This is a genomic window from Shewanella sp. Shew256, assembly GCF_002196695.1.
Classification (GTDB): domain Bacteria; phylum Pseudomonadota; class Gammaproteobacteria; order Enterobacterales; family Shewanellaceae; genus Shewanella; species Shewanella mangrovisoli.
In genome coordinates, this window is the sequence record NZ_NAJR01000001.1 from 352,694 (window position 1) to 376,423 (window position 23,730).

A 23,730-nucleotide genomic window follows, 5' to 3' on the forward strand; every position below is an offset into this window, starting at 1 on the left:
TTATTGGCTAAAAATTTTCAGAGGCTAAAGCAGAGGATCTTTTGATGACCAGCAATAATCAGCCCACACACATGACTCAAGCCCAAACGCCCGATCCGCTTTTTTTACAAGCCGAGCATTTGGCAAAAGATTTTTCTCTGTTTCCTAAACACAGTAAACAGAGCTTATCAGATGAAATTAAAGGTCTTTTAAACGATGACGCCATTCAGGCAAATTTAAAAGACTTGGCATCGTTAGATGTCGATGGTTACGTCGCAAAAGTGATCCAGCCGACTCAAGATAAAGGTCGTCCTGGTGCAAAACGTATCATTGCTGACCTAAAAGGTCGCTTGATTACCGAAACTCACTTGGGTTCTTTCTACAGCGCTGAGGTCGAGCTGAATTTCGGTTCACGCACTCGTCGTATCGGTTTTATTGCCCAAGAGCGTACTACGGCTAACGGCGCGTGGATGCCAGAGCATCACTATGCAGCCTGTAAAGCGATTCGTCATTTCGCCGAATTGTCTATGCCTATCGTTTACCTCATCGACACCCCAGGGGCCGATGCGGGCGAAGTGGCCAACAGCCAAAACCAAGCCCATTCTATTTCTAAGGCGATCGCAGAGAGTGCCAACGTTGACGTGCCAACCGTCGGTATCGTTATCGGTGCGGGTTACTCGGGCGGCGCGATTCCATTAGCGGCGGCCAACATCCTGTTATCGCTGCGCGATGGTATTTTCAACACGATTCAGCCACAAGGTCTGCAGAGTATTGCGCGTAAGTACAACCTGTCATGGCAGGAATGTGCTAAGTCTGTGGGCGTGTCTCCAGAAGAGCTTTACACTGCGGGTTGTATCGATGGCATCATCGATTTCTCTCCAGGTGACCGTGACGAGCGTCAGCACAATTTACGCCGCGCTATCATCAGCAGTATCGAAGCTGTTGAACGTGCAGCCATCAACTTTGTGCGTGAATCTAAAGATTTACGTGAGCACTATGACCGCAGTTTAGCGCGTTTCCTTAACCCATCTAAAAACCTGATGGCGTTAGAATTAAACGCAGAGCTGGCTGTGGCAACTAGCCCGACCAACCATCACAACCTGTTTGGTAGTGCCTACCGTTACCTGCGTTATTTAACGCTGCGTAGCCGCATTCATTCAATATCTCAGGAGCAATACGGACGTTTGTCACGTGTTAGTGTGCCTGAAGGTGACTTGTTAGCTCGTATCCAGCAAGAGCAAGACCGTGTATTCCAAGCTTGGTTATCAAGCCCTGATAAGCTGGTTTACGATGAAGATCTAAACAAACTGTGGGCGAACTTTATTGCTAAGCGTGATGAAGTGTCTACCGAGCGTAACATGCTGACGCGTTTGATTTTGGGTGAGCCAAAAGAGAACTACAAAAAAGCACGTAAGGCGCTGTTATTTAACATCGGTTGGTCTCTATATCACCGCTGGAAGAGCAACGCGGCAAACAACTTCAAGGGCTTAATCCAGCACCTTGAAAATCTGCCAAAGTCAGTGACTCAAGCCAAGTGGCCTGAACTGAATCAACTGACTGTGCTCGATGTGGTTGTGAACGATGAACTGCGTGAAGACTTCATTTGGCAATGTCATAACATCCTGATCTTTAACTCACTGTACGACAATGTTGTGGGCAGCTTAGCGTCTATCGCGAAAGAAGCCATGATGGCGAAGAGCTTGTCGCGCAATTCGGTGAACAACCTGCTGCACAAGTCAATTGACCATGCGCTGTCGACTCAGGATACCGCTAACGATAAGGCGAAATTCTACAAGTGGCTTAAGTACTTTATGGGCCAATCTAACCGTGCCGATCTCTTGGTGCGTGTAGAGCAGTGGAAGAGTGTGGGCTTCCCACAACTTAACGACAGTCTATTCGTTATTCTTACTTACTTCTTCGAGCGTTTACTGCCTGAATACTTCGACAGTGAAAGCGATAACAGCAAGTACACTGGCGCGATTAACCCTGTGCGTATCGGTCGTCGTAAGGACTTCTGGAACCGCTTGACTATGGGTTATCAGGACTTACTGATCCAAAAAGTATTACGTGACGAAAAACGTACCGGCAAGATGACGTGGGAAAATGTGATTAAGCAATTCTTCACTCATTTTGAAGAGATCAATGGCGACAAGATGTCGGCCAACTTGCTTAACTTCCCTGGTTTCCGTCTCTCAATCGAAGATGCGTTAGACAAAGGCATTCGTCCTTGCGGTCTGATCACTGGTATTGCTGACTTTAAAGAAAAAGGTCAAAAAGTCCGTGTGGGTGTGGCTGTGTCTAACACCGCATTCCAAGCGGGTGCCTTCGATATGGCGAGTGCTGAGAAATTCTCTGCGCTGCTGATCGAGTGTGCTAAGCGTAAGCTACCTGTTGTTTGCTTTATCAGCTCAGGCGGTATGCAAACTAAAGAAGGTGCTGCAGCACTGTTCTCAATGGCTGTTGTGAATGACCGGATCACTCGTTTCATCCGTGATAACGAATTGCCAGTACTGATGTTTGGTTTTGGTGACTGTACCGGTGGTGCGCAGGCGAGTTTCGTAACTCACCCATTAGTGCAAACCTATTACCTGTCTGGTACTAACATGCCATTCGCGGGTCAAATGGTGGTTCCAGCTTACTTGCCTTCGACTTCGACACTGTCTAACTACTTGTCGAAAGTACCAGGTGCAATGGCGGGCCTAGTCCACAACCCATTCAGCGAAACCTTAGATAACCAATTGGCGAGCATCGATCCTCTGATGCCAATGCCAACGGCGAAGATCAATGACGTGATCATCAACGCCCTATCAACACTGGTTGTTGAAGCGCCTGTTGAAGAAGAAGTGATTGTTCAAAACGATCCACGTAAGTTAATGAAACCAATTAACAAAGTATTGGTTCATGCCCGTGGTTGTACCGCTGTTAAGTTGATCCGTAAGGCTCACGATAACGATATCAACGTGGTATTAGTGGCGTCAGATCCTGACATGACCGCCGTACCTGCGGATATGCTGAAAGACTCAGACAAGTTAGTCTGCTTAGGTGGTAACACCTCTGACGAAAGTTACCTGAACGCTTACTCAGTGCTCAAAGTGGCCGAATACGAGCAAGTTGATGCACTGCACCCAGGTATCGGCTTCCTGTCTGAAAGCCCACAATTTGCGGCATTGTGTGTGAACAATGGGGTTAACTTCGTTGGTCCTAGCGTACATTCAATGACGACTATGGGTAACAAGTCGAACGCGATTAAGACGTCACAAAGCCAAAACGTGCCAGTAGTACCAGGTTCGCACGGTATTCTGACGAACGCTGAGCAAGCGGTGAACGTGGCCAATGAAATTGGTTACCCAGTACTGCTCAAAGCGGTACAAGGCGGTGGCGGTAAAGGTATCCAGGTCGTTAAACGCCCTGAAGATATGATTGGTTTGTTCCAAAAGACCTCTACCGAAGCGGCTGCGGCCTTTGGTAACGGCGACTTGTACTTAGAGAAATATGTAACGTCACTGCGTCATATCGAAGTGCAGTTACTGCGTGACAAGTTTGGTAACGCTAAGGTTCTGGGTTTACGTGACTGTTCTGTACAGCGTAACAACCAGAAAGTGGTCGAAGAGTCTGGCTCAACCATGCTGCCAGAAGAACTGAAGAAACAAGTGCTGGATTACACCCGTGCTTTAGGTGATGCGACCGATTATATGGGCGCAGGTACAGTTGAGTTCATCTATAACTTAGATGCGAACGAAGTGTACTTCATGGAAATGAACACTCGTCTACAGGTAGAGCATCCTGTAACTGAAGCGACTTCTGGTATCGATATCGTGAGCGCGCAGTTTGATATCGCTGCGGGCCGTTCAATCGAGAACCTCGAGCCGAAAGAAATCGGTTATGCGATGGAAGTGCGTGTGACTGCAGAAAAAGCCGCACTGGACAGCCATGGTGTACTCCAACTGATCCCAAATCCTGGCAAGATCACTGAGTGTGTATTCCCTGATCATCCAGATGTGGAAATCATTTCTATTGCCGCAGCGGGTAAAGAAGTATCGCCATACTACGACAGCTTAATCGCTCAGGTGATTATGCGCGGTGAAAACCGTGAAGACGTTATCGCGAAACTGCACGCTTACTTAGACAGCGTAGTACTCAAAGGTATCGCGACTAACATTCCATTGCTGAAACTGATCCTAAGCGATGGCACCTTCAAAGAAGGCGTATACGACACTAACTACCTGCCACGCTTTATGGCTGAGCTCGACATTCCAGCGCTGATCGCTGAAATGGAAGCCGCTGCCGAAACTGTGGGTGTAGACACTGAGTCACTGCGTGTTGGTGAAAGTAACGAGCTGAAAGTATTAGCCCAAGGCGCAGGTATCTTCTATACCTCTCCAGCGCCTGGCGAACCTGATTTCGTTAAAGAAGGTGATATTGTGACTGCAGATCAGACGCTTGCGTTAACTGAAGCGATGAAGATGTTCTCACAAGTGAACTTAGCCGGCTTCAACCGTCAAGGCGCTGTGCTATACCCAGAAGATAAGAAGTATCGCATCGAGCGTATTCTGAACAGCAATGGTCAGCAAGTATCTCAAGGTGACTTACTCTTCGTGGTATCACCCGTAGAAGATTAATCAGTAAAGCAGACCGCTTAAACGAAATACCCGCCAATTGGCGGGTATTTTTTTATCCTAATGAATGTTGCATAGACAAACCCTTAGGCTATTTCCATACTTGAACTAGGGCTTATTGGTATTATCTTAATATCGCGTATACACTTTTTTGACTTTGTCTGATTGATAGCGGGTCGAATCGAGAGGTGCCATGGGTTGCAGATACTGGGTTTTACTCCTCTGTTTATGCTCTCCATTATCTGGAAATGCCGAGCGTTTGGCCTCAACTTACCTCAATGCAGCTGAAGACGCTAACCATGCGACTCAGTTGGTGCGTTATTGCGTCGACCCCGATTGGTTGCCCTACGAAGCGATTCGTGATGGCCAGCACGTGGGGATTTCGTCGGATTATATTCGTTATATCGAAGCCCACTCGTCGTTAAAGTTCAGCTTGGTTCCCACGGCATCTTGGACACAAACCTTGCATTTTCTGCAAACGGGGCGCTGCGATTTAACACCGTTACTCAATAAGACGGCGACTCGAGAGCAGTTTTTACATTTCAGCCATGTGTATTTTCGTTCCCCCAATGTTTTAGTGTCGCTAAAGGAGCAACCCTTTTTACAGGGCTTTGAAAATATAGGGTCGCGCACCTTGGCTGTGCCCGATGGCTATCGTCTCGCCGAGTATATTCAGCATTACTATCCCAATGTTCACACCATTAAAGTGGCGAGCGAGCCTGCGGGGCTTGAGGCCGTGCTTGATAAAAAAGTTGACCTCTTTGTCGGCTCGATGTTTTCGGTCAATGCCTATATCCAGCAGACGGGCTTTAATCATCTTAAAATTGCCGGCTGGGGCGGCCCTGAGGATGAACTGCGGGTCGGAGTGAGCTTGGGGCATGAGGCGTTGCTGCCGATCATCAATCAGGTATTGGATAATGTGGATGAACTGGAGCGGATCCGGATTTATCAGAAGTGGAACAATATCACCATTATCGATGAAACTAACTATCTGCTTATCTATCAGGTCATTGCAGGCACTTTGTTGGTGATATTTTTACTTGCGACTCGCACTTATGTTATCAGCCGTTACAATCGCCGTTTAACCGATAAAAACCAGCAACTTGAGGTTTTACGTTTGCAATTAGAGCAGAGTAATGCCGAGCTTGAATTTTTATCCACCCATGACCCACTCACTAAACTCTACAATCGGCATTATTTTAACCGCCAGTTTGTTCACGAACATCGCGCCGCTGTCTCCATGGATGGCGCTATTTGTCTGGTGATGTTAGATATCGATTTTTTTAAAGAGATCAATGACACCTTAGGTCATGCGATTGGGGATAAAATTTTGATGGAGTTGTCCTCGGTGTTGCAGCACTGCGTGCGCGAAAGCGATGTGGTGGCGCGCTGGGGCGGGGAAGAGTTTGTGATCCTTTGCCATCAAACATCGCTCGATGCCGTTAAATCATTGTGTCAGCGGATAGCTCACGCCATCAAAGATTATCATTTCAGTGGTGATGTGCGGCTCACCTGTAGTTTTGGGATTGCCAAACTTGCGGTCAATGAGCCCATGCAGTCATGTTTTGAACGGGCAGATAAGGCGCTATATCAGGCAAAAGCGTTGGGACGGGACCAAATTTGTGTGGATGAGACGCACCTCTAGTGCGTGCCGAGCGTGATGAATAGACTGTATTCCTCAGTACATAGCGGATTTCATTCAGAAATCGGCTATTTATCCTAGAAAACCTGCGTCATCGAACCGATTTTAACGGGAATATTGCCCATAGGCGCACTGTCTGAGGGCTGGATTTTTGCGTTTAATGAACCGTTAAAGCATGGAAAAACATCAATATCAGCAAAAACACGCTTATTTTTAAGGTTTTTAGTAATTGATTGATAAATGAGCTAAAAATTTTTATTTAATTGTTTTCACATATTTTTCTTATTTTTTTTTAATTTTTTCCGCGACTTTATCGTGAAAAATTGCAAGAGCCATTTGCGAAGAGCGGGGTTCCAATTTACAATATGCGCCTAAAATAATCTGATGTGCGGTGTGTCGGTGGTTTGTCGCATACTCCGTCTACTTCTTAAACTAATCATTAAAGTTGAATCATGACCGAATTATCCAAATACAGAAACATTGGTATCTTCGCTCACGTTGACGCGGGTAAAACCACGACCACCGAGCGTATTCTTAAGCTAACCGGTAAAATCCATAAGTTAGGTGAAGTTCACGACGGTGAATCAACAACAGACTTCATGGTTCAGGAAGCTGAGCGCGGTATTACTATTCAATCAGCTGCAGTTAGCTGTTTCTGGAAAGATCACCGTTTCAACGTTATTGACACCCCTGGACACGTTGACTTCACAGTTGAAGTTTACCGTTCTCTGAAGGTTCTTGACGGCGGTATCGCTGTATTCTGTGGTTCTGGTGGTGTTGAGCCTCAATCAGAAACTAACTGGCGCTATGCTAACGAATCTGAAGTTGCTCGTATCATCTTCGTAAACAAGTTAGACCGTATGGGTGCTGACTTCTTACGTGTTGTTAAGCAAACTAAAGACGTTTTAGCTGCTAACCCACTGGTTATGGTTCTGCCAATCGGTATCGAAGACGAGTTCAAAGGTGTTGTTGACCTGTTAACTCGCAAAGCTTACGTGTGGGACGATTCTGGTATTCCAGAAAACTTCACTGTAACTGACGTTCCAGCAGACATGGTTGACCTAGTTGAAGAATACCGTGAAATGCTGATCGAATCTGCTGTTGAGCAAGATGACGATCTGCTGGAAGCTTACATGGAAGGCGAAGAGCCATCTATTGAAGACCTGAAGCGTTGTATCCGTAAGGGTACTCGTACTATGGCATTCTTCCCAACATTCTGTGGTTCTGCGTTCAAGAACAAAGGTATGCAACTGGTTCTAGACGCTGTTGTTGACTACCTGCCAGCTCCAGACGAAGTTGATCCACAACCTTTAACTGACGAAGAAGGTAACGAAACTGGCGAATACGCTATCGTTTCTGCTGACGAGTCATTAAAAGCATTAGCGTTCAAGATCATGGACGACCGTTTCGGCGCCCTGACTTTCGTACGTATCTATGCTGGCCGCCTGAAGAAAGGTGACACCATTCTTAACAGTGCAACTGGTAAGACTGAGCGTATCGGCCGTATGTGCGAAATGTATGCAAACGATCGTATCGAAATTGAATCAGCTGAAGCTGGTGACATTATCGCTATCGTGGGTATGAAGAACGTACAAACTGGTCACACTCTGTGTGATGTTAAGCACCCATGTACTCTGGAAGCCATGGTGTTCCCAGAGCCAGTTATCTCTATCGCAGTAGCGCCAAAAGATAAAGGCGGCAGCGAGAAGATGGCTATCGCTATCGGTAAGATGATCGCTGAAGATCCATCATTCCGCGTAGAAACTGACGAAGATTCAGGTGAAACCATCCTTAAAGGTATGGGTGAACTGCACTTAGACATTAAAGTGGACATCCTGAAGCGTACTTACGGTGTTGAGCTGATCGTGGGTGAACCACAAGTAGCATACCGTGAAACCATTACTCAAATGGTTGAAGACCAATACACCCACAAGAAACAATCTGGTGGTTCAGGTCAATTCGGTAAGATCGAATACATCATCCGCCCAGGTGAGCCAAACTCTGGCTTCGTGTTCAAGTCTTCAGTTGTTGGTGGTAACGTTCCTAAGGAATACTGGCCAGCAGTTGAGAAAGGCTTCGCCAGCATGATGAACACTGGTACTATCGCTGGCTTCCCAGTGTTAGACGTTGAGTTCGAACTGACTGACGGTGCTTACCACGCAGTTGACTCTTCAGCAATCGCGTTCGAAATCGCTGCTAAAGCGGCATTCCGTCAGTCTATTGCTAAAGCTAAACCACAACTGCTTGAGCCAATCATGAAAGTTGACGTGTTCAGCCCAGAAGACAACGTAGGTGACGTAATCGGTGACTTAAACCGTCGTCGCGGTATGATCAAAGACCAAGTTGCTGGTGTAACTGGTGTTCGCGTTAAGGCTGACGTTCCGTTATCAGAAATGTTCGGTTACATCGGTTCTCTACGTACAATGACTTCAGGTCGTGGTCAGTTCTCTATGGAGTTCTCACACTACAGCCCATGTCCAAACAGCGTTTCGGACAAAGTTGTTGAGCAAGTTAAAGAGCGTAAAGCTGCTGAAGCTAAGAAGTAATTCTTAACTTCCTCTAAATAGAAACCGCTGCTAAGCCTAGGCTAGCAGCGGTTTTTTTATTGGTGAAATTTAAGAATAAATGCAGGGTTAGTGGGACAGACTAAGGCTTAATCCTAGTTCAAACTTAGGGGCAGATTTAGCGCAGTGCTTTCTGTTTACTCAATTCCAATAACGCATTGGCCGCGGGGGTTAAAGGCAGATTTTGCCGCCAGATAAGGGCTAAATCCCAGGTCATCGCCGGTTGCATAGGTCTAAACACTAGTTTGCTGGTGCTGAGTTTTTGGCAAATAGGTTCGGGTAAAATCGCCAGTCCCATATCGGCTTCGACCATGGCCGCGAGGAAGTCCCATTGGCCGCTTCGAAACGCGATATTGAGTTGTACTCCCGCCTTACGACTCAGGCGATTGATTAGCTTAGCCAAGGAAAAATCTTCGTTGTAGAGAATAAAGGGATAGGGCTCAAAATCCTGCCAGCTGAGGTGTGATTTAGCGGTAAGTGGATGCCCATCGGGCAAACAAGCGAGCAGGGGATATTTGGTCAGAGGTTGGTTAACCAGCTCGGTCTCATGGGTGGTTGGCAGCGCAGTAAAGGCGATGTCTAAGCTGTTATTCAGCAGCGCTTGTTCACAACCGAACCCGCCGTATTCATACATTTGTAGTTCAACGCCGGGATAGCGTTTCCGGTAACTGGTCAGCAGCCCGATAATTAAACTGCTCATCATAGGGCAGACGCCTAATCTTAATCGCCCCGTCTTTAGCCCACTTAAGTTGCTCATGTCCTCCTGCAATCTATGCCATTGCCCGAGAATTTCCCGTGCGCTGTGCTCAAACAGTTGTCCCGCTTGGGTCAGCTCGACCTTTTGATTGTTACGTATTAGCAGCGTCTCTCCTAAGCTCTCTTCGAGCCTTTGGATGATCTTGCTGAGCGTCGGTTGGGTGATAAAGCATTTTTCCGCGGCTCGAGTGAAGTTTTCCGTTTCGACGAGGATCAGAAAACATTGCAAGGTCTTGATTGGAATATTCATGCTTAAATGGAATCCATTGTATGGCGTTAATTCATTTTACTGATGATGGCCTAAGTATTACTTTGAGCTCGTTAACAGAAAAGGGGAATTACCAATGAAATCCACATCGAGTTTATGGGTAGGTGCTTTGTGGCAGGCAGCGATGCCTGAAGCAAAGAATGTGCAAACAGCTAAAGCGGTGCAAACCAGATTAACGGCTCCAGCGGGTGATTTGCATAAAGCAAAACAACAAGTAAACCCAGCCTAGGCTGGGTTTTTACTTTTAGGTCGTTTCTTGTTTGTATCCTCTTACCGCCAGTTTTCTTTCCCTGCTCTCCTATCTTATTGCACGGTTGTTTAGTCCTTGCATTTCACTTTCTGCGTCTAACTCTTCAGTTTTAGCGGCGCTCTTAACACTATGTTTTAAACACTTAGCAGGCAAAGCTTAGCGCTGAGGGGTTATTACTGCGAAAAAAGCCACTAGCTTAGCAGTGGCTTTTGTGGGCAGGGAAGTGCTGTGTTATTGATTTGAGAACTTGTTCTCGACTAAAGGCGCCTTGTTTTCTGCCTGTGCCACGTGGCACTGGGTGCAGAAATAGTTATGGCCATTGAGCGTGCCTTTATCATCGATTACGTGGGATTTAGCCACTGGCGTAGCCTTCATCCGTGGGGCTTTATCCCAGCTGTGGCAGGTTAAACAGCCATTCTTATCCATAGTGATTTTGTAATCATCCTTATGGGGAATGAGTGGCGGTTGGTCGGTAAAGCTGCGCTCTAACGCCTTGCCACGACTTGGGTAGACGGGCATGGCATCGGCGGGGCGAATATCCGTTACCGCGCTATCGCCGGCGAGGGATTTAATGTTTACGGGTGTGGCTTGCGTGTCTGCTTGTTGGCCTGAGCAGCCGCCGATGGCTAATACAATCGCAGCTAAGGTGAGTATTTTTTTCATTGGTCATTCTCCGCCTTGGGGGCAATGTGTTGACGAATTGATGAAGTGGTTGATGGCGACTGACAATCGGTCGAATCGCCTGGACTAAGTTGGGCCTGAGTGGCCGTAAAGCGTGTTTGATAGCGAAATACGCGTTGTGCGCAGACATCGATACAGCGACCGCATTGGGTGCAGTCAGGGCTCGTGATCACTGGGTTTTGCCCTTTTAACGCCGGCTTTAATACCTGGCGCTCTGGGCAAACGGCAAAGCAGTCCATGCAGTTATCACAGGCACTGGCTTTGCTGGCGACGATTTTGATGGGGCTCCATTTGCCGATTAAGCCAAACAGAGCGCCTGTTGGACACAGGTGACCACACCAAGCGCGCTCGGCGATAAACAGATCCAGCAGAAATATCGCCGCTAAGATCCATAAACCACTGAGACTTCCAAATAACACGGCGCGATAGACTAAGGGGACTGGGTTAACCCATTCCCAAATCAAGTTGCCCGTGAGCAGTGGCAATAACAGCACGAGTGCCAGCAGGTAATAACGTAAATTACTCGGCAACTCGCTGGTGCGAGGAAGGTTCAATTTACGTCTGAGCCAGCTTGCGACATCGGTAACCAGATTGACTGGACACACCCAACTGCAAAACACCCGGCCACCGGCGAGGGCATAAAACAGTATGACCAAGGCGGCGCCTATCAGTAGACTAAGCACGGGAATATGCCCGCTTGCCAGCATTTGTAAGCTCACCAGTGGATCGGCAAAGGGAATGGTATCGAGCAGTAAACTGGCCGATAAATTTCCCTTAAATAGCCAAATTCCTAAAAGTGGCCCGAGTGCAAATAGGCCTAATAAGCCAAATTGCACCGCGCGGCGTAGCAGCAAATATTTGTGTGCGCCAAACCATCCGAGTTCTGCAATGGCTGCGGCATGTTCGCCTTGCATGTGAGCCTTAGCTTTTGAGTTCACTGTCTGGTTATTCATAGACTTGTTACTCATAACGTCAGCCCCTTATTCAACATCTCTAAGGTGGTTTCCTCAGTGTTGATATAAGTGTCATGCGCCGCCGCTTTACCGAGTGCGAGTGCAGTCGGTAACACCTTGATCGCGGCCGTGTCGAGCACGCAGGCATGCTCGCATTTACCGCAACCCGTGCAGGTATCGCTGTTGACTGTGGGTAAAAACATGGCGTGGTGGTCGCTATGTTGATTGCGTTGGCGTTCTAAGGTGATGGCATTGTCAATTAACGGACAAACCCGATAACAGACATCACAACGTAATCCCTTAAAGTTGAGGCAATTTTTCTCATCTATCAGTACCGCAACCCCCATCTTAGCATCGCTAATTTGCTCAAGTTGAGGATCAAGCGCGCCCGAAGGGCAGGCTTTGATGCAGGGAATATCCTCACACATTTCGCAGGGAATGCGTCTTGCGGTAAAGAATGGCGTGCCAGTGGCGGCGCCATCGAACCAACGTGCCAGCGATAGGGTGTCGTAGGGACAAGCCTCGACACACAAACCGCAACGCACACAGGCGGAGAGAAAATCGCTTTCTTCAAGGGCGCCCGGCGGTCTGCAAGCTTGGGGGGCTAGTTGGCCTTGGCTTTTTGCCGTGGCCGTCAAGCCTAATCCCACGAGCCCCATCACGCAGCCAGCCTTAGCCGTCGTTGCCAAAAATTGACGACGGTTTACTTGCTTGACTGTGAATGGACTCTTCACTTGCTGACTCACCTTAGACTCCTTAATCGCTTTCAAATACGCTTATCGCTATCAAATGAGGGCTTAGGCCTTCATCACTTTTACGGGACACTTCTTAAAGTCAGTTTCTTTTGACAGTGGATCGGTCGCATCAAGAATCAGCTTGTTAACTAACTGACGCGCATCGAAGAAGGGCATAAACACCACGCCGCGTGGCGGTTTGTTACGGCCTTTGGTTTCGACACGGGTTTTGACCTCACCACGGGGAGAAGCGACTAGCACTTCATCACCACGTTGCAGACCACGGGCCTTAGCGTCTTCAGGATGCATAAAGATTTGTGCATCGGGGTAAGCGCGGTACAGCTCAGGTACACGGGCGGTCATCGAACCTGTATGCCAGTGTTCGAGTACACGGCCGGTAGACATCCACAGATCGTATTCTTCATTTGGCTCTTCTGCCGCAGGTTCGTAGGGCAGGGCGAAAATCACCGCTTTGCCATCGGGTTTACCGTAGAACTTGTAGCCTTCTCCCGCCTTCACATAAGGATCGCTACCTTCAACGAAGCGGCGCAGGGTTTCTTTGCCCTCAACCACAGGCCAGCGTAAGCCGCGGGTTTCGTGGTAACGGTCGAAGTCGGCTAAGTCATGACCATGGCCGCGACCGAAGGCGGCGTATTCTTCGAAAATGCCTTTCTGTAGATAGAAACCAAAGTGCGCGCTTTCATCGTTTAAGTCGCCCTTACAATCTGTGGTTGGGAACTTGTTGATAACGCCGTTGGCGAATAGCACTTCATAAAGCGTTTTGTCAGCATATTCTGGTTGTTTGGCAATAAGCTCAGCAGGCCATACTTCAGACACTTTAAAGCGTTTTGAGAATTCGACTAATTGCCACAGATCCGACTTAGCCCCTTCAGGCGCTTTGACCTGTTGATGCCACATATGGGTGCGGCGCTCGGCGTTACCGTAGGCACCTTCTTTCTCAACCCACATGGCGGTGGGCAGAATTAAGTCGGCGGCCATGGCGGTAACGGTTGGGTATGGATCGGATACCACGATAAAGTTTTCTGGGTTACGGAAACCGGGGTAAATTTCATCGTTGATGTTCGGACCCGCCTGCATATTGTTGGTACACATGGTCCAATAGCAGTTGAGCTTACCGTCTTTGAGCATGCGGCTTTGCAGCACGGCATGGAAGCCTGGTTTTGGCGGAATCGTGCCTTCTGGTACCTGCCACAGTTTTTCTGTGATGGCGCGGTGTTTATCGTTGGCCACTTCCATATCCGCAGGTAAGCGGTGGGCGAAGGTGCCGACTTCACGGGCAGTACCACAGGCCGAAGGTTGACCCGTTAATGAGAATGGGCTGTTGCCTGGGGTGGCGATTTTACCTGTGAGTAAGTGGATGTTGTAGAGCATGTTGTTTGCCCACACGCCACGAACGTGTTGGTTGATGCCCATGGTCCACAGACTCATGACTTTGACCTTAGGATCGGCATAGGCCTTAGCTAAGGTTTCTAATTTTTCAGGCTCTACACCACTCATTTTCGCCGCATATTCCAGCGTATAAGTGCTGACGAACTTAGCGTATTCTTCGAAGCTGATAGGACTGGATTTACCATTGCCTGGGTTTTTGGCTTTCTTCTCTAACGGATGATCTGGGCGCAGACCATAACCGATATCATCCACTCCGAGGGCAAACTTAGTATGTTTAGTCACAAAGTCGGTATTCACGGCTTTGTGTTGGATGATGTAGTTAGCGATAAAGTTGAGGATCACTAAGTCTGACTGTGGACGGAACACCATAGGGTTGTCCGCTAAGTCGAAGCTGCGGTTCTCGAAGGTGGATAGCACATGTACGCGGCAGTCTTTGTGGCTTAAGCGGCGGTCGGATAAGCGCGCCCACAGGATCGGGTGCATCTCGGCCATGTTGGCGCCCCAGAGCACAAATTGGTCGGCGGCTTCTAAGTCATCGTAACAGCCCATTGGCTCGTCGATACCGAAGGTACGCATAAAGCCACCCACGGCCGATGCCATACAGTGACGGGCGTTAGGGTCGATATTGTTGGTTAAGAATCCGGCCTTATGTAATTTAGAGGCGGCATAACCTTCCCAAATGGTCCATTGGCCCGAGCCGAACATACCGACTGAGGTAGGGCCCTTAGTGGCGATGCTGTGTTTCCACTTAGCGGCCATAGTATCGAAGGCGACATCCCAGCTTACAGGGGTAAACTCGCCTTCTTTGTGGTATTTACCGTCTTTCATCCGCAGCAGCGGCGTGGTTAATCTGTCCTTGCCGTACATGATTTTCGACAGGAAGTACCCCTTAATACAGTTCAAACCACGGTTAACTGGGCTTTCGGGATCGCCCTTAGTGGCGACGACTTTACCGGCTTTAGTTCCGACTAGTACGCTACAACCCACACCGCAAAAACGGCAGGGGGCTTTATCCCACTTGATGCTATCTGACTCGGCGGCTTCGACCATTTTCACGGGAAGCGTGACGCCAACGGCCGTGGCAGCGGCAACCGCTGCGTTAGCCTTGAGAAACTCGCGGCGGCTAATGCTCATAGTGTTTCCTCACTCTCTTGTTCTAAGGGTTCTACTTGGTGGTAAATCAAACTGGCGGATAACACGCCGGACAGGGCATTGATGGCTTCAACATTGTCGAGAATGGCTTTTTGGCTATTGCCTTCGAGGGTTATAACGAACTTGCCCTCGGGGGAAATAGCGTGGATATCGCAGCCCTTTAATGCGGCAATATCGGCCTCAACCTGTTGTAAGGCATAAGGGGCGGCATGTACCACAAGACTGGTGACATGGTATTCCTGACTCATAGCGGTACCTTTATCTTGAGATTCATTCAGTTGTTTTCGATAAACATCGCGACAACTCAATGTGGATAACTGTGAGTCTAGACCTGATAAAAAATGTGGGTATACCTCGCAAGAGGTATTGGCGGGGATAGTCGATCGGGATCAAAGTTTTGCGCGTGATCTAACTCTCAGTTTGAAATTTACACAATCCCTATCCCTTTGGAGAGGGAGCCTGCGAGTAAGTTAAACATGGGCATTGGCTCTATAAATATTGCCATTGCTTGAGCAAGATGACCGCGGGATTAGCATTACCTTCGCCTAAGTCGGCAGCGCCTAAGGCATTGTCATAGTGGCTTTTTCCATTTCCGGTGGCTGTGATGGATTTGCCCCTCACCGAGCCGAAAATCTCTGGGCCGCCGGGAAGATTAACCTTAGATTTGGGGGCGTAGAGCGCGGCATAAATCGGCACATTACCGCTGACGGTGACATCCTTATCCGAGCCAGAAAAAATAGACAGTGGCGGCTTGTTGCTATCGGTTAGGGTTTGTCCCTTAATGTTGTTACCGTTGTTTGTTCCCGCCGTAAAGGCGACTTCACCGCCCACAAACAGTGTAAGGCTCGAGCCCGGGGCAATATTTAGCTGATTCGAGCCACTCATCTTAAAGTCACCATTGACTATCAGGGTGACATCGCCGCCACTGATATTGAGCACGCCATCGGCACTCATGACTAAGCTGTCGAGGTTAAATACCGGGGTGTCACTGCCGAAGATGTTTTCTGACGTGGGAGTTAGGCTCGGGAAATAATCACCTTTCCAGCAGAGTTCGGTCTTACTCGACCCCGATGGCGTGATAGTGACATTGGCGTTTGAATCAATCCTGCGCGCGCCGTTATTTGGCATCTTAAAGCCGCCCATCACAGCGCCAATATCCAGTGGATCGCAGGATTTTGTCGGCACGGGCGGCACATTAGGGCGCGCGTTGACTAGGTTGCCAATCTGGCTGTCCTGATGAAAGTTACCGTCGCCACCATATTGCAGTGTGCCATTCACTTGGGCTTTGGGCGCCGTGGCGGCGTTATTATTAGCTTTGACCGAACCTTCCACCGTGCCGCTATTGGCCAAGTTAAAGTTATTGCCCGCCGCGACATTCCCGCCTATGGTCCCAGTGCCTAGGGTGACATCATTATTGGCTTGAATGCTGCCGTGGATATCCGACGAGCCGGTGAGGGTGACGCTGCCCGTGGCGCTAACATCGCCGTAAATTGGTGCGTTGCCCGTGAGCGTAATATTGGCATTGGGCTCAATGGTGGTGACATTGCCTTTGCCGTGTTGATTAAGCTCACTGCCACCTTGGCCATTACTGATGCTATCGCCATAGGCGCCTTTACGGGAATCGTAGCCATCGATGCTACTGCTGCCGGTAAGGTTTAAGCTTTCGCAGGACACTATCGCATCATTGAAAATCGTATTTCCGTGACTGCCCTGCAGTGTGAACTGGGCGTTGAGTTTGGCCTCGCCCTCTAAATGATTGCCACGACTGTCGAGGCTAAGATCGGCCCCGGCGATTTGGCCGTTTTCGAGGGCATAGCTGCTGCCTTCGAGGCTGCCATCGGCTTCGGCGGGGAGTTGCTCATAAAGGGTTTGCAGGCCTTGATTGGGCGCGCGCTGCAGCTGAGTCTTGAGTTGGTTGTAACTCTCATGCATCCCCTGTTCGGCGAGTAGCTGCGCATTGACCTGCTTTTGAAAGTTACCACTCAGTCGCTCTTGTACTAGGTTATCCCTGAGGGACGTGACCACCAGTAAACTCGCTAACAGACTGAAGACTAAGACGATAAGCAGTACCGCGCCATGTTCCTTATTGCCTAGAGCAGGTCTTAGATTATCCATTATGGCTTCCTTGCTTTATGGGTTCTGTTGGCTGTTGAGGGCTTGTTGCCATAGGGGTTTACGCAGGGCGATATCGAGCTGGATCCCTTGTCCATATTGCGCGGGGAGTTTTTCGGGCTTGAGTACTACAGTCACCAGTTCGCCATTCAGTGCAAAACGGGTCGATTCTAGCCCTGTGAGTAACACCTGAGCGCCATCGCCGTCGTCGCAGCTCAGATTGGGGGCGTCAAAACGGTAGGTTTCGTTGTAATCGCTGGTTTTGCTGGTTCCTAGGCAAGTTAAACTCGGCTGGGCTGGGGATGCTGCAACTGCGAGCACTAACTCATTCGCGCTGAGGGATACGATATTTGATGCACGTTTGACGCTCTTGCTAAGGCTGAGGGTGGCGTATCTCAGCGCATCGGCAGCGTTTTCGAGGCGTTTACTTTCTTCAACAGTGGCCTTGAGCGGGGCGAAAAAGTTGACCACGGCCAGCATAATAATCAGCCCAAGCACCATAGCGATCATCAGCTCTGATAAGCTAAATCCCGCTTGCTGTTTTTTCGCGCTTAAGGACATAGCTACACCTGACATAAGTGCGGAAAGCTGGCGTTGAGGCTCACACTGTTATTGTCCTCAATGCGGCCGTCCTGCCAAGTCACAGTGATGGGCATAGTGTCTTGATAAGTGTTCGGTAGCACTAAGGTGTAACCGCTAGGCATATCTTGGCTGAGGCTGGCCCTAAAATTGACATCTTCAAAGCGTGCGGGTTGGCGCTGAATATCGCAGATCCTCGGCCAGATCCTTTCAATGGCATTCTGCGCTTGAATGGTGGCGACCGTATACTGGAAGCTATTGGTCGCATGCTGCAATGAAGATAGCTGAGCTTTGCCGAGCGCCAGTAGCGAAGTGACTGAAACCACTAACGAAATCAGCACTTCGGTCATGGTAAAGCCTTGTTGTTTCTCACTCAGCACCTTTATGCGCATGCCGCCTCCTGTAAATAACTTTGCCCGCTTGGCAATATGCACAGATTGAGCGTTTCGCCTTGGGTGTTTTCGAGGCTCATCTGGGTTTTAGTGGTGTTGCCTGTCGCATTGATATTGAGGGTGTTAAAGCCATCGATGCTGACGCCGCGGTTAGATGGGCTAAAGACCTTAAGTTGTTCCTGATTGCTGATAACTAGCCAGCGTCCATCTTCTGTCGCTTCCAGTGTCACGGGCTGATTGCGCTTGATGGCTTCGCCACGGGCGAATTTATAACTGGAGATCAGTTCATTCGCCGTGCTGGTGAGGCTTTCTCTGGCGATCAAATTCCGATAGGAAGGCAGGGCGATGCTCGCCAAGATACCTATGATGGCGATAGCGACCAGTAATTCGACTAAGGTGAACCCCGCTTTAGTGCGCTTTGCCATCTTAGTGGGTCCAGCAATGGGTTGCGGGGGCGCGTACGCCTTTATGGTCGAGGCTTAAGGTGCCGTAGGAATCCGACTGACGACTGGTGGGGACGGCCTTGAGGCTAAAACCTAATTTATCCGCCGTGGGCGTGTAGCTGAAACTGTAGTAGGCACTGTTGGTTAAACTCTGCGAAGCGGGATACAGGCCGTTGCGGGAATAATGGCGCTCTAGCGCTTGGGCGCTACTGACGAGATATTGCTGCGCATCGAAGCGTCGGCCTTGTTTCAAGTACTCATTAAACGAAGGAATCGCAATGGCGGCAAGAATGCCAATAATGGCGACGGTGATCATCAGTTCAATCAGGGTAAACCCTTTACGTAAAGCGCTCATCCCCCCCTCCCTGTGTTATTGAACTGAATAGAATCGTCCGTGATTACGATGGCTATCTTGTTGTTTTGATTATTTTGACAACGTTGTCATAATAATTTATTGGGATTTCAATCGAAATGCAATCACTGAGTGAAAATTCAACAGCATTTGCAATCGATAGTATGAGAATAATGCGTGTTAAGTCGCTGTATTTGATATGGAGATCACATCAGAGCTAAGCCAGACGTATGGAGATTAATAGCCCGTCAGTTCCATATAACCCGTGCTGCTATGGCTGCCTTTAAGCTCAATCGGGCCTTCCCAATAGGAGGTGGATAACGCCATGGCGCTATTGGGATTTAAGGGGGAAATGCGGATGTCGATTTGCTCGCTTGGGATTTGCACTTGCCAGCGGATCGGGTATTTACCCGTGCTGGTGGTTTGCCACTCGAGTGGCGTCATTTTTATCCCATCGGGGTTATCGCTGGAATTGATGTTGCGTCCGGTGCCATCGGCAAACATTCGTCTGGCGCTGTAAAAGGCCGATTGCGCTTTATCGGAGGATTGTTCCCTGAGCTGAAATAGCATCAACGCCGAACCATCATCTAACCTAAGGGCAAACCAATCCCAGCCCTGCTGGCTCTTGGTTAAAAACTGCGAGCTCCATTCTCTATCTAGCCAGCCTTGGCCTGTGACTTTCTCGACGCGGTTTTCCACTTGGCCATTGATCTTGATATGGCGGGTGATTTCGCCATGAATCGTGATAAAGGGTTGGCTGTAGTAGTAAGAGGCGACTTTGCCGTCGCGACTCTTAATGCTGTAACCATTATCCCCTTGATATTGCAGTGGCGCTTGGCTGCTAAGCTCGAGTTGATAACTAAAGTCGTCGGTTGCAACGCTTAAGGTTGCTGGGAATAAGTCCTTTGACTGACTACGCCATTGCCAATTATCGAGGTGAATTTGGTAGGGATCTGCACTTACCCCTGCAAGTGATGGATGCGCCCGCGACCATTTCTCATGGGCGAGGTGAGAAGTGCTGAAGGTGAGTGCGCTATGGGCAAAATAAAGCTGTTCAGTCGCCCAAGTGGACTTAGGATTAGGTTCCACGTTTTGCGATTCACTGTGCTTAGGTTTTAGCGCCACCCTAAATTGCGTCCATTGGGCGCCAAGTTGCTCGCCATTCTCTGTGGTTAAATTGGCGGTGAGATACCACCATTCTTGACGAAAATCCTGGTGGGCGAGGTGATCTTGAGGAAATTGAAAGTGGTTTCCCGGCGTTACCTTAGCAAAGCTTTGGCTATCTGCGCTTGCTTGCCCCAGTAAAGCCCCCATGGATTGAGGCTCGGTCGTTGAAGGCGCATTATCGCAGCCGCTTATTGTCGCAAGCAGTAAGCCGCCTATGGCACTCTTCAAGATAAAGCCTGCACTTGTGCTGAGCTTAAATCGCGTTGCAGACGCTAATGCATTAACGCGCCAAGCCTTGGTTTGATGTATGCGTGCGCTCATAGGGTTTCCTGCTGCAAACTGGCAATTAAGGGCCTGCGGGTTTGCCAGTAAAGCGGTAAGAGTACGGCTAAGGTGCAGGTTACTAGGGCAATGAGGATAGCTTTTCCATAGGCAAACCAATCCCAGATCATCTTGATTGTCCAGCCGAAGGCCTGCAGGGTGATTTTATCAATTAATAAATAGCCGAGCAGCGCGCCTGTGGGCATGGCCATCAGGCAAGTGATGACCACGACTAGCAGCATTTGGCTGAACACCATAGTCCGCAGCTTACTGCGACTCACCCCGAGGGAATACAGTCTTGCCAATGGTGCTTGTCGGGATTGAGTTAACATCAAGCAGGCGCTAAATAGTCCTATGGCTGCCACCAGCAAAGTTAAGCTATTGAGCACTAAGGTGATTGAGAAGGTGCGTTTAAACATGGCAATGGCCTGAGCCTTGATCTTGGCTTGGCTGTAAATTTGCGCCTGTGCTAAGCCCAATGTAACGGCCAATTGTCCTTGCAGTTCATCTAGCTCTGCCTCGCTGAGTTTGCGCTGAGTCGTTGTGGTTTGAGCTCCTGGCTCGACAGAGTGGAAACTGGCCGCAAGGCTAATGGGTAACACGGGTAGCTGCGCCTGTTGCCATAGCTTATGGCTGATGATGAGCTCATTGCGGGTATTGCCGTGGTCGTAATAAATCCCCGCGATTATGACGGGATTGTTGGCGGTTTTGTCCAGCACGTTTAACGCCACAGTATCCCCGAGTTGCAGCTGATACTTAATGGCCATGGGTTCGCTGACTAACACGTAATGTCCGTCAAAGTAGGTTTGCCAGAGATCCGGCAAGCTTTCTTTGATCGTGCTGGTGTGTTGAATCGATGTATCATCGCGGCTAATCAGGTTGACGGGTATGGTTTGCGCCGCCCCTTGGTTAGAGACTTCCGCTTCCACTTGCCATTGCTGATATAGGCCACTCAGGCGGGGATCTTGGCGCAACTTATCACGCACTTCGGCCATATGATTGGCGCTGGGGCGCAGGTATAAATCGGCATGCAGACGGGTTTCTAACCAACTTCTTAGGGTTTGCTCGAAGCTCCCGACTAAGGTGTTCATCGATACATTAGCGCTCAGTGCCAGCAGTATCGCCATCATGGCAAGGGACAATGGCGCGATAAGTTCGCGGGTTTCGGCGAGGAGATATTGATTAAGCCCTGGACGAGTCAATGGCAGCAGCAAGTTGACGCCCCAGTGCAATACTTGCGGTAATAACAATGGAATCGCGACGGCGACCATGCCCAACAATACCAAACTGGTGTTATAGCTTTGGCTGAAGGGTATGAGTATTGCGGCGAGCGAGAGCAGGCCGCAGGCTAAGATAAACTGCCTGCCATGGGTTTTGTTGTGGGCCTGCGTTTGTTGATAACGATTAGCGCCTTGGGCGAGGGATTGGCGGGTTAAGTCAAAATACAAGGGCAAACAGGCGGCTAGGGCGGCAACTAAGGTGAGGGCTATCGCCTCGGCCAACCAACGCCATTGCCAAATCCCCGGCAATAAGTGGGCACCGTAGAGCTGCTCTAAGGTCATAGCGACCATAGGTTGCAACCAGTGACTCAGCTGTAATCCTAGGATAAATCCCATTAACGAGCCCAACACCACCAACAGCAGTAATTCGCCAAGTAGGGCAAGCATGACTTCGCGCCGTGCTAAGCCCTGTTGCAGCAATTGGATTAATAGACGTTGGCGTTTCATCAGGCTGTAACGCACGCCGTTATAGGCAATAAACAGCCCGACCACAAAGGCTAACATGCTCATTGCATTGAGGTTTAAATGAAAACTGCGGGTAAGCGCCATTAAGGCTTGGCCTTGATCCTGTTGACTGTAACTGGCGCGAAGCGGCGTAATCCCCAGGGTATCGAGCCGCTGCTTTAAGGCGGGGAGCTTGTCCCTGTCACTAAATAGAGCGATATAGCTGAGTTTGCCTTGCATTCCGAGTAACGTTTGGGCGAGGGAAATGTCGGTCAGAATTGCACTGCCCAGTCTCCAGCTATCATCGATACTAATGACTTTAAGTTTGTCCGGCGCAAAAGACGCTGGCGCGAGGACGAGCTGGCCATTGGGCGCAATTTTATTGGCAAGGCTCTGACTCATGACCACTATCGGCTCACCACTCATTAAATCGGCGAGCGGCAGCGCTCCCATCGACATCCTTGGATTGGCTTCTTGCTTTGTGCTGGTGTCGTGCTTTTGTCCCTCTTTTGGGCTTAGGCTCGCCGTCAACGCGGCGACGATATCGCTGCCTTCAATTTGCCAAAACTGACCGTTCATGCCCGCCACTCTGCCACTGACAACCGCAAGGCTTTGGCTGATGCCCGCTTGCCTTAGGCTGAAATACACGGATTCGTCGAGGGTTTCTTGACCTATGGGCGCGCTTAAGAGCACATCGGCCCGCTGGCTCAAGAGTTCTGTGGCCTCACTGTAGCTGCGAATAGCATTATCATTGGTGGCTTTAACCCCGATAAGCAAAGTCACGGCGAGGGCAAGCCCGAGCAAAATCGCGCCCGCTTGCAGCGGCGCGTGGCGATAATGGGCGAGAAAGACCCTTAATACCCAATAGATCCGCAGCCATGGGCGATTTCTGCTTGGGGTTTGGCTGTGATTGACCTTAGAGGTTAATGCTGGACTCATCATCGAGTTAACCGGAGATAGACACTGCGGCGTGGGAAAGATGCCAGCGTTTGTGCATAAAGGCGGCGCATTCTTCACTGTGGGTAACCATTAATATGCTGGTGTGGCTTTCTTTGGCCAGTTCACACAGCAGTGACATCACCTGTTTACCCGATTCATCATCGAGATTGCCCGTGGGTTCGTCGGCCAGCAGTAAACTCGGGTTGTGGGCTAAGGCTCTGGCGATAGCGACCCTTTGCTGTTGCCCGCCTGAAAGTGCCTCAACCTGCCGATTGAGCAGCGAAGCCAGCCCCAATTTGTCGACGAGATAATCGCACCAAGGATTCCAACTGGCGCCGTTGAGATTGAGTGAAAAACCTATGTTGCTTCTCACATTGAGTGGCGTCAGTAGATTAAATTGTTGAAACACGACGCCTAAGTGGTTGCGCCGGAACTCACTCCAGTGTTTGTCTTGCCAATCTTGGGTGGGTTGATGATTCAGCACTATCTGGCCGCTGTCTGGCGTTTCAAAGCCTGCGATCAAATTTAACAGTGTGCTTTTGCCGCTGCCGCTGGGGCCCGTGAGAGCGATGGTTTCGCCGCGATGCAAGGTTAAATCGACGGCTTGCAGTACGGTATGGCGCTGTTCGCCATCGCGAAAACTTTTACTCACTTGGATAAGTTTGGCTACTTCTGACATTTATCCTTCCACTCTGG

18 protein-coding genes are annotated in these 23,730 nt (G+C 49.4%); 4 read left to right on the forward strand and 14 right to left on the reverse strand.

Features of this window, described 5'->3' with window-relative positions; genetic code table 11:
* Nucleotides 1–44 precede the first annotated feature (44 nt).
* From B5P39_RS01525 to fusA, 3 genes are all read left to right on the forward strand, one after another.
* A complete protein-coding gene (locus tag B5P39_RS01525) occupies nucleotides 45–4,598 on the forward strand; it encodes an ATP-binding protein (RefSeq protein ID WP_088210207.1) in 4,554 nt (1,517 codons plus the stop codon).
* A 190-nt stretch (nucleotides 4,599–4,788) separates the two neighbouring features.
* A complete protein-coding gene (locus tag B5P39_RS01530; protein WP_088210208.1) occupies nucleotides 4,789–6,240 on the forward strand; it encodes a diguanylate cyclase in 1,452 nt (483 codons plus the stop codon).
* Between the two features lie 449 nt (nucleotides 6,241–6,689).
* Nucleotides 6,690–8,783 carry an elongation factor G gene (fusA, locus tag B5P39_RS01535; protein WP_088210209.1) on the forward strand — a complete coding sequence of 698 codons (2,094 nt, stop codon included), beginning with the start codon at nucleotides 6,690–6,692 and terminating at the stop codon, nucleotides 8,781–8,783.
* A 136-nt stretch (nucleotides 8,784–8,919) separates the two neighbouring features.
* Here the strand turns inward: fusA and B5P39_RS01540 are convergent, their stop codons facing one another.
* Nucleotides 8,920–9,807, reverse strand: coding sequence for a LysR family transcriptional regulator (locus B5P39_RS01540; RefSeq protein WP_088210210.1), 888 nt, complete (start codon nucleotides 9,805–9,807; stop codon nucleotides 8,920–8,922).
* Nucleotides 9,808–9,901: 94 nt separating this feature from the next.
* Here B5P39_RS01540 and B5P39_RS01545 point away from each other — a divergent pair, with 94 nt between their 5' ends.
* The gene (locus B5P39_RS01545; protein ID WP_011627178.1) at nucleotides 9,902–10,054 is read left to right on the forward strand and encodes a hypothetical protein; all 153 of its coding nucleotides are present in this window, start codon (nucleotides 9,902–9,904) and stop codon (nucleotides 10,052–10,054) included.
* A 252-nt stretch (nucleotides 10,055–10,306) separates the two neighbouring features.
* Here B5P39_RS01545 and napB read toward each other — a convergent pair whose 3' ends face one another.
* The 13 genes from napB to B5P39_RS01610 all read right to left on the reverse strand — a co-directional run bounded on the left by napB (nucleotide 10,307) and on the right by B5P39_RS01610 (nucleotide 23,713).
* Nucleotides 10,307–10,738 (reverse strand): nitrate reductase cytochrome c-type subunit NapB, encoded by a 432-nt coding sequence (gene napB / locus B5P39_RS01550; protein ID WP_086902827.1) that lies wholly within the window; start codon nucleotides 10,736–10,738, stop codon nucleotides 10,307–10,309.
* A complete protein-coding gene (napH, locus tag B5P39_RS01555; protein ID WP_088210211.1) occupies nucleotides 10,735–11,724 on the reverse strand; it encodes a quinol dehydrogenase ferredoxin subunit NapH in 990 nt (329 codons plus the stop codon). The genes napB and napH overlap by 4 nt, the downstream gene beginning before the upstream one ends.
* Nucleotides 11,721–12,455, reverse strand: coding sequence for a ferredoxin-type protein NapG (gene napG, locus B5P39_RS01560; RefSeq protein WP_088210212.1), 735 nt, complete (start codon nucleotides 12,453–12,455; stop codon nucleotides 11,721–11,723). Before napG ends, napH begins: the two co-directional genes overlap by 4 nt.
* Before the next feature lie 51 nt (nucleotides 12,456–12,506).
* Nucleotides 12,507–14,987: a nitrate reductase catalytic subunit NapA gene (gene napA / locus B5P39_RS01565; protein WP_088210213.1), complete on the reverse strand. Its 2,481-nt coding sequence runs from the start codon at nucleotides 14,985–14,987 to the stop codon at nucleotides 12,507–12,509.
* A complete protein-coding gene (locus tag B5P39_RS01570) occupies nucleotides 14,984–15,253 on the reverse strand; it encodes a chaperone NapD (protein WP_011718223.1) in 270 nt (89 codons plus the stop codon). The genes napA and B5P39_RS01570 overlap by 4 nt, the downstream gene beginning before the upstream one ends.
* 241 nt (nucleotides 15,254–15,494) lie before the next feature.
* Nucleotides 15,495–17,120: a DUF7305 domain-containing protein gene (locus B5P39_RS01575; RefSeq protein ID WP_088210214.1), complete on the reverse strand. Its 1,626-nt coding sequence runs from the start codon at nucleotides 17,118–17,120 to the stop codon at nucleotides 15,495–15,497.
* Nucleotides 17,121–17,135: 15 nt separating this feature from the next.
* Entirely contained in the window at nucleotides 17,136–17,678 is a 543-nt protein-coding gene (locus tag B5P39_RS01580) for a PilW family protein (protein WP_011718221.1), read from the reverse strand.
* A 2-nt stretch (nucleotides 17,679–17,680) separates the two neighbouring features.
* On the reverse strand, nucleotides 17,681–18,088 hold the full coding sequence (locus B5P39_RS01585) for a type IV pilus modification PilV family protein (RefSeq protein WP_086902833.1): 408 nt from the start codon (nucleotides 18,086–18,088) through the stop codon (nucleotides 17,681–17,683).
* On the reverse strand, nucleotides 18,079–18,513 hold the full coding sequence (locus B5P39_RS01590) for a GspH/FimT family pseudopilin (protein ID WP_088210215.1): 435 nt from the start codon (nucleotides 18,511–18,513) through the stop codon (nucleotides 18,079–18,081). The genes B5P39_RS01585 and B5P39_RS01590 overlap by 10 nt, the downstream gene beginning before the upstream one ends.
* A gap of 1 nt (nucleotide 18,514) precedes the next feature.
* Nucleotides 18,515–18,886, reverse strand: coding sequence for a type IV pilin protein (locus B5P39_RS01595; RefSeq protein WP_088210216.1), 372 nt, complete (start codon nucleotides 18,884–18,886; stop codon nucleotides 18,515–18,517).
* A 234-nt stretch (nucleotides 18,887–19,120) separates the two neighbouring features.
* Nucleotides 19,121–20,371 carry a lipocalin-like domain-containing protein gene (locus tag B5P39_RS01600; RefSeq protein WP_088210217.1) on the reverse strand — a complete coding sequence of 417 codons (1,251 nt, stop codon included), beginning with the start codon at nucleotides 20,369–20,371 and terminating at the stop codon, nucleotides 19,121–19,123.
* On the reverse strand, nucleotides 20,368–23,037 hold the full coding sequence (locus B5P39_RS01605) for an ABC transporter permease (protein ID WP_088210218.1): 2,670 nt from the start codon (nucleotides 23,035–23,037) through the stop codon (nucleotides 20,368–20,370). The genes B5P39_RS01600 and B5P39_RS01605 overlap by 4 nt, the downstream gene beginning before the upstream one ends.
* 4 nt (nucleotides 23,038–23,041) lie before the next feature.
* A complete protein-coding gene (locus tag B5P39_RS01610; RefSeq protein ID WP_088210219.1) occupies nucleotides 23,042–23,713 on the reverse strand; it encodes an ABC transporter ATP-binding protein in 672 nt (223 codons plus the stop codon).
* Nucleotides 23,714–23,730: the final 17 nt, after the last annotated feature.